5 protein-coding genes are annotated in these 7,061 nt (G+C 39.4%); 4 read left to right on the top strand and 1 reads right to left on the bottom strand.

Going from position 1 to position 7,061, the window contains the following annotated elements:
• Positions 1–406 precede the first annotated feature (406 nt).
• Complete coding sequence (locus EWV66_RS05715) at positions 407–2,047, bottom strand: DUF655 domain-containing protein (protein WP_072924137.1); 1,641 nt, start codon at positions 2,045–2,047, stop codon at positions 407–409.
• Between the two features lie 350 nt (positions 2,048–2,397).
• Here EWV66_RS05715 and EWV66_RS05710 point away from each other — a divergent pair, with 350 nt between their 5' ends.
• From EWV66_RS05710 to EWV66_RS05695, 4 genes are all read left to right on the top strand, one after another.
• Complete coding sequence (locus EWV66_RS05710) at positions 2,398–4,824, top strand: dynamin family protein (protein ID WP_287109208.1); 2,427 nt, start codon at positions 2,398–2,400, stop codon at positions 4,822–4,824.
• Between the two features lie 206 nt (positions 4,825–5,030).
• Entirely contained in the window at positions 5,031–5,891 is an 861-nt protein-coding gene (locus EWV66_RS05705; RefSeq protein WP_052277118.1) for a formylglycine-generating enzyme family protein, read from the top strand.
• Positions 5,851–6,246, top strand: a complete 396-nt coding sequence (locus EWV66_RS05700; protein ID WP_353734446.1) for a nucleotidyltransferase family protein — start codon at positions 5,851–5,853, stop codon at positions 6,244–6,246. The genes EWV66_RS05705 and EWV66_RS05700 overlap by 41 nt, the downstream gene beginning before the upstream one ends.
• Positions 6,247–6,407: 161 nt before the next feature.
• On the top strand, positions 6,408–6,998 hold the full coding sequence (locus tag EWV66_RS05695) for a Uma2 family endonuclease (RefSeq protein WP_287109206.1): 591 nt from the start codon (positions 6,408–6,410) through the stop codon (positions 6,996–6,998).
• Positions 6,999–7,061: the final 63 nt, after the last annotated feature.

Raw genomic sequence — 7,061 nt, 5'->3', positions numbered from 1 at the left:
ATTAAAGATTAGTTATTGTGACTAACTCTTTTGGTTAGAACAAGATAAACTTGAGAATCTTCGGTCAAATTTATTGACTCAAAATCAGCTATACTTAATTTAAATGAAACAGCCCTACCCTTAATAAGGGGGGTGCCGATAGGTGGGGGGATCCCCCTTAATAAGGGGGGCTGACGATTTTAACACCTACCTACTTAGCTTGCCGTAACAAGGGAAAATTGCTAGTTTTTGTGGCTCTTCGGTTTGTGTTATGCAATTTTTGTCAATTGTTTTTTATCTAGAGCGAACTAATCAATTAAGTCTCTTGCCAGATAAGGATTTAGTCGATTTATGCCCCCCTATCGAACCATAACAAGTAACGAAGAGCCGTTTTTGTCTGTGGCTAAAAATACAGACGAAGCAATCATCACCAGCTGACTTTGCCTTTGAGCTTGTTAATTTTTCCCTTACCGATTCCCGATACTCGATCCAAATCTTCTAGGGAAGTAAAGGGTTTTTCTTGCCGGGCTGCGATAATTTTTTCGGCTAATTTGCCACTGATACCGGGTAAAGTATCTAATTCTTCTTTTGTGGCAGTGTTTAAATTAATTAAGCGATCGCTTTTAATTGTTACAGATTGGGGGCAGTTTTTTCTATCCTGTTCGATCCGATTTTTAATAGTTTCCGGCAGTCCTAATTTAGCGGTACGGTAAAGATATTGAAATTCTCGATCGAAATGAGCAGCAACGGTGGGATTATCGATAATAACTAAAGCTTCATCATTTTGATGGTTAGCAGCTTTTGACCAATTATGAGAACCAGTAATCACAATTTTATCATCGATTAAACCGAATTTATGGTGTAATTTATCTCCCGGGGCTAGAGCGGGAACTCCTAGGGTATTAATTGGGTTTTGCCAAGGCTGATTATCTGGTTCATAACGACATTTATTACTGAGAGCAACTCCTAATAAATCTAATCCTTCGCTATAGTATCGGAAGGCAAAACTAGGATCAATTAAAGCTTTAATTTCTATCCCTTTTTGATGTCGTTGGGCGAGAATATTAGCCAAAGGCTGTTCCGTCAGGACAAACAGGGCTAAATTCACGGATTTTTTAGCTTTATTTAAAGTTTCACCGATCAGACCATTGCTAGTAATTGCCCAGGGATAAGCGGTAGAATCGGGGGAAAATTTGACCGTCAGACTACTATTACCGATAGTAATTGTTTGTGGTTTTCTCTGGGGTTTATCTAAGCCAAATTTAGGACTATCTTCCCTTCCCCACATCAGATTAAATTCTCTTTGAAAAACTCTAGCTAGTGGGGGATTAGTAATTACTAATAAGTGATTGGCATTCCCGACAGTTTTGGGATTAGAAAAGTCTCCATGAATATCACTTAAGGTATAGTTAGCTGAACTGATTAAAGTAGTGTAATTATCAATAACCATGAATTTATGGTGCATTAAACCACTACCTTTTGAGCGATCTGCACTATCATCAATTAGGGGAATACCAGCTTTTTTGAGGATAGTAATTGCATCTCTTTGGGCGATTTCCTCTGGACTTAATTTACCATCTCGATTTATATCAACTAAATCAAAAAGATTTTGATAACGTTCCTGTTCTCGATCGCTTGATTTTTCTCGGTTTTTAGCTAAACTATGAATAGGTTTATTGTAAATATTTTCGAGGATAACCCTAACTTTAATTCCCTGCTGCTGACGAGCAACTAAAGCTTGAGCGATGGCGGGTAAACGTAACTCTTGCACCGCTAGATTGATCGAACTTTTTGCCGAGTTAATATTATCAATAATAACCTGTTCTAAATTATCCCCTGGGCGATTAATTTGGCGATAGGGATCGGTATAATTTGAACCCTGGGCCTGATTATAATTAAAATAGACTTGAATATATGGATCTTGGGGCAAGGGTTGGGGACGATTTTGGATAACATTGAGAGAATGACAACCCCACAAAAGAAAAACTGTTCCTAACAAAAATCCTAACTGTTTCATAGTCCGAATTTTTTTTAATCTCAATTTATCTATTGCCATTTTTATCCACATAATTATCATTATCCCAGTATTCAGGAGGAGTCAGGAGAGAATTTTTACCTAAGGAGGTTCTCGGAAATCGGTATGTACTAAATTGATTATAAGTAGTCGGACATAAATTCTGTTGTCTATCTTAAGAAATGTAAATTGCCGCAATTCTGACTGACTACTGACTACTGACTCCTTACCCCACAGTTAACTTTACTTTTGTCCAACTACTTAATCAATCCTGATTCTAGATTGAAGACGATGACTTTGTCCTTGATTGCTTAAATCGCTGACCAAAGATCTGAGATCTAGTTAGTGAATTTTGTTATAATCTAGGGAATAATAGCACTGTTCTTCTAGATCTGGGTTTTACCATGACTGAACTTTTACCCCAATGCAGTAATCTGGCTGGTAATGTTAACAGTATAATTGAACTATTCAAAGGCGAATCCTCTCTCCGCAATCAACAGGATACCAGCAAGATAGAAATTGCCCTACAAAAAGCCATTTCTCCCAAATTTGAAATCGTTTTTGCCGGTGCTTTTAGTGCTGGGAAATCAATGTTAATCAATGCACTTTTAGAGCGAGAATTGCTCTATAGTGCCGAAGGACACGCAACGGGTACAGAATGTTATATTGAGTACGCAGAAGCTGATGAGGAAAGAGTGGTTTTAACCTTTCTCAGCGAAGTAGAAATTCGTACTTTAGTCGATACCGTCTGTCAAAATCTGCAATTAACCAATCCCAGTAACATTAATTCCCCGGAATACTGTAGCCAGTTAAACCAATACTGTCAAAAAATTATCGAACAGGAAGGGGGAGAAGGCAAATCCGAGCGAGCTAAACAAGCTCAGGGTTTAAAATTATTAATTGAAGGATTTACTCAAAATCGTGAGCGGATCCATACGCTGCATAATGCCACCTATTCCATGGAACAATTTCACTTTTCTAATTTAGCAGAAGCGGCAAGTTTTGCCCGTCGTGGTAGCAATAGTGCCGTCTTAAAACGTCTAGAATATTACTGTCATCATCCTCTCCTTAAAGATGGTAACGTTTTGGTAGATTTGCCCGGTATTGATGCCCCAGTCAAAAAAGATGCCGCCTTAGCCTATCGTAAAATAGAGCATCCTGATACTTCGGCAGTGGTTTGTGTTTTAAAAGCTGCTTCTGCGGGAGAATTAGCCACAGAAGAAACGGAATTACTCGAAAAAATTCGCTCTAATGCTGGTATTCGTGATCGAGTTTTTTATGTTTTTAACCGCATTGATGAAACCTGGTACGCAGCCCAACTAAAACAACGTTTAGAAAACCTGATTCAAACGCAATTTCGTGATACTTCCCGCCTCTACAAAACCAGCGGACTTTTAGGATTTTATGGGTATCAGGTAAAAAATCAAACCAATATTAATCAGCGTTATGGTTTAGATTCTATCTTTGCCGAAAGTGTTAAAAATTTAGGAGGACAAGAAGAAACACCGCAATTTGTCAGCGAGTTTAATAACTATTGTGCCAACTCAGGTAAATTACTGGCAACTCCCTTTAAAGTTTCCATCCACGGTTATGAAACTCCTAATAAAAATTATTTCCGAGTTTTAAGCGAGTGGGGAAATCCTTTACTAGAGCAGTTAATTGCTGATAGTGGTATCGCAGAATTTCGCACGGCAATTACTCGTTATCTCACGGAGGAAAAGCGTCCGCAATTGTTTGCAACTTTAGCTGATGATTTACAATCTCTCTGCATTACTCTCAAAAATCATTATCAAGAGATTTATCGTGATTTAGAAAGTCAACCACGAGAAATTGAGGCGATGAAAGCTCTGGAGTTAAATCACCTCAATCAAGAGTTAAAGGAAGTGGGAGAGAAATTAACTAAACATATCGATGGTTATGTCAATGCTATCGTGGTTAATAGCGATGAAAACTTCGAGGAAGACTTTAAGAAACTGAAAGCGAGAATGGTATCAAGATTGGATGAGTTATTAAATACTTTTTCTGTCAAAAATGCCTACTCGCAAGCGACTTTAAACCATCCCCGCAATGCCACAGCACCTTTATTAGCAGTATTGGTAGAAGCTTTTTATTATCTGTCTAACCAGCTAGAAGATGTGTTGATTGAGGAGTCAATCAGTTTAATTAGTCGCTTTTGTCAGCGTCTTTTAGATGCGGTAAGGCAAGGTGATTATTATCGGCAAATTTATCGTTTATTGGGTAACGATAGTGGCATAGAAAATCAGCTAAAACAGCTAGAAGAGCAGTTAATTCATGCCTTAGTTTCCGAAGCGAGAACAGAGTGCGATCGCTATGTAAGAGAAAATCACAATTTTTACAACGAAGGCACTTTTTCTATCTTTCAATTTCGGCAAACTGTCCAACAAACTGCCCAAGGTTATGACTGTGAAAGTATTCTTGATGCTGAACCTGCTATCCGTCAATTACTTAAGTTAGATTTTGAGCCAAAAGTATCAGCGACAATTCAGAAAAACTTCCGCCAAACCGTTAATAATACTCTAAAAAATCAATTGATACCAATGGCAAAAAAACAAGCCGATACTATTCTACAACAGTTCAATCAAGCTCGTTCTTATCTAGAACAAACCTTAGAACAGGAAGCGGCGGAAAAAATTGCTAATAATGCCCGCAAACAGGAAGAAATTAACCAAAAAATTGAGAATTATAACCAAGCGATCAACTCTCTCAATACTTGTTTAACTGCTATGGGTTTACAGAAAAATCATTTACCTGTAATTGTTGAACAAGAATTAGAGATTGTCCCGGAAGTTGTTAATCACTCCAGCAATTAATATGGGGAGCGGGAAGGTGGAAAGTAGGGGGAAACAATCCATCTGTTAAAAACCGATTTGCTGTCAAAGCAAAAAATTAATTAAAATTAAAACTCATCGGGGGATAAGCGATCGAAGTCTTGTTATTCTTATAACTGGTGGGTTGCGAGATTTTTCCAGACTCGCAGCTTAACCCGATCAACTAATAACCGATAGAGGGGTGCAGAATGGGAGAATGGTTAGATTTTACCGATGAGGTGGTCACTGTTAATGGCAAAGGTGAGGAAATTAAACGGGAAAAAGTCACTAATCGAGGTTATCAGTATTTTTTAAGCAAAAAAACCTTTTTAGAAATGATTTCTATCCCTAGCGGTCAATACCTCATCGGTGCGCCCAAAAGTGAGTTAGGCTGGAAATTGAGTCAAAGTCCCCAATCTCTGGTTAATATTCAGGCTTTTTGTCTGAGTCGCTACCCAATTACCCAACGACAATGGCGCGAGGTGGCAAAATTAGAACCAGTAAATATTGAACTTAATCCCTATCCGGCCCATTTTGAAGGTTACGATCGCCCCGTAGAACAAATTAACTGGTGGGAAGCGGTGGAATTTTGCGATCGCCTATCCCGTCTCACAGGACTGAATTATCGTTTACCCGCAGAAAAAGAATGGGAATACGCTTGTCGGGGAGGTACATCAACCCCCTTCCACTTTGGCCCGACAATTTCCACTGATTTAGCCAACTATTCGGGGGTGGACTGGGATTATGGCGGGAAAGTGTGCAGTTATGGTCGTTATGGGGAAGGTTCCCTAGGATGCGATCGCAGGGAAACCACACCAGTGGGAATGTTTGCCGTCGCTAACCCTTTCGGACTCTACGATTTGCACGGAAATGTCAGGGAATGGTGTGCAGATTACTGGCGCGATAACTACGAAGCGGCCACCATAGAAGATAGGGACAGACGAGTTTTGCGCGGGGGTTCCTGGAATGATGGCCCTAACAAATGTCGCTCGGCCTACCGAGTCAAATTTCTGGCTACTGCTGGACTCTATGATATTGGTTTTCGTGTGGTTAGCGATAATTCTCCTTAAATCTAAAAACCGATCACTGATTACTGGTGACAGGGAGGTGAAAAAATTGAAAATAGAACTACCCCAGCAAATAATCAGTGAGTTTTGTCAGAAATGGCAGATATCTGAAATGTGTTTATTCGGATCGGTTTTGCGGGAAGATTTTCGTCCAGATAGCGATATTGATATACTGGTCAGTTTTCAAGATAGTGTTTCTTGGGGACTTCTGGAGTTTTCGAGGATGAAACGGGAATTAGAGAATGTATTGGGACGGAAAGTTGATTTGCTAACGAAAAAATCGATCGAGCAGAGTCATAATTGGATTCGTCAACGAGAGATTTTAGGGACAGCGCAAGTGATTTATGTGGCGGGATAAGGCTTTTTTACTAGATATTGTCCGAGCAGGTCAATTAGCTCGATAATTTGCCGATCAACTGGCAAAATTTGCAGGTGTTTGTCAGACAAATTTTAAAAATGTACCGCTCCTCGATCGAGAGTTAGAATTGATTTTAGAGACAATAAAGGTGATTTAACCAAATGATTGCTAACTTTGACCATAACTATCTTTCCCCAGAAGATTATTTAGCAACGGAGAGAATAGCTAAAGATAAACACGAATATATTCGCGGTCAAACCTACGCCATGGCTGCTGCAAGTAAGGCCCACGGTATGATTATTATCAACTTAGCCACGCTTTTAAAAAACCAGCTGCGGGGTAGTGGTTGTCTTGTCTATGCCACAGATATGAAAGTTCGTCTAGAAATAGCTAATAGTTATTTTTATCCCGATCTTGTGGTCACTTGCGACTCGCGAGATAATCAGTCTTTCTCAGAAGATTTTATCCGTTATCCGCGCTTGATTGTAGAAGTATTATCCCCCACTACGGCTGCCTTTGCTCGCAACGCGCTCGCGAAGCGAGATCGGGGTGATAAATTTGCCGACTATCGTTCCCTTGAAACTTTAGAAGAATACGTTCTTATCAGTCAAGAACGCATCAGTGTGGATTGTTTTCGTCGCAATGACGAAGGATTCTGGGTTCTTTATCCCTACAGCAAAGGAGCAGATATTTATCTAGCTATACTTTGCACGGCTACAACTTGCATTTTTTACTCAAGGACAATAATATAGTTTAAGAGTCATAATTAGAAGCAAAGCACTCATTAAAAACATGATTAACCTAGAATTCACGGA

It is taken from the genome of Microcystis sp. M_OC_Ca_00000000_C217Col (assembly GCF_007095585.1).
GTDB lineage: Bacteria > Cyanobacteriota > Cyanobacteriia > Cyanobacteriales > Microcystaceae > Microcystis > Microcystis panniformis.
The sequence above is the reverse complement of the archived record's forward strand: the minus strand, read 5'-3'. Positions and strand labels throughout refer to the sequence as shown.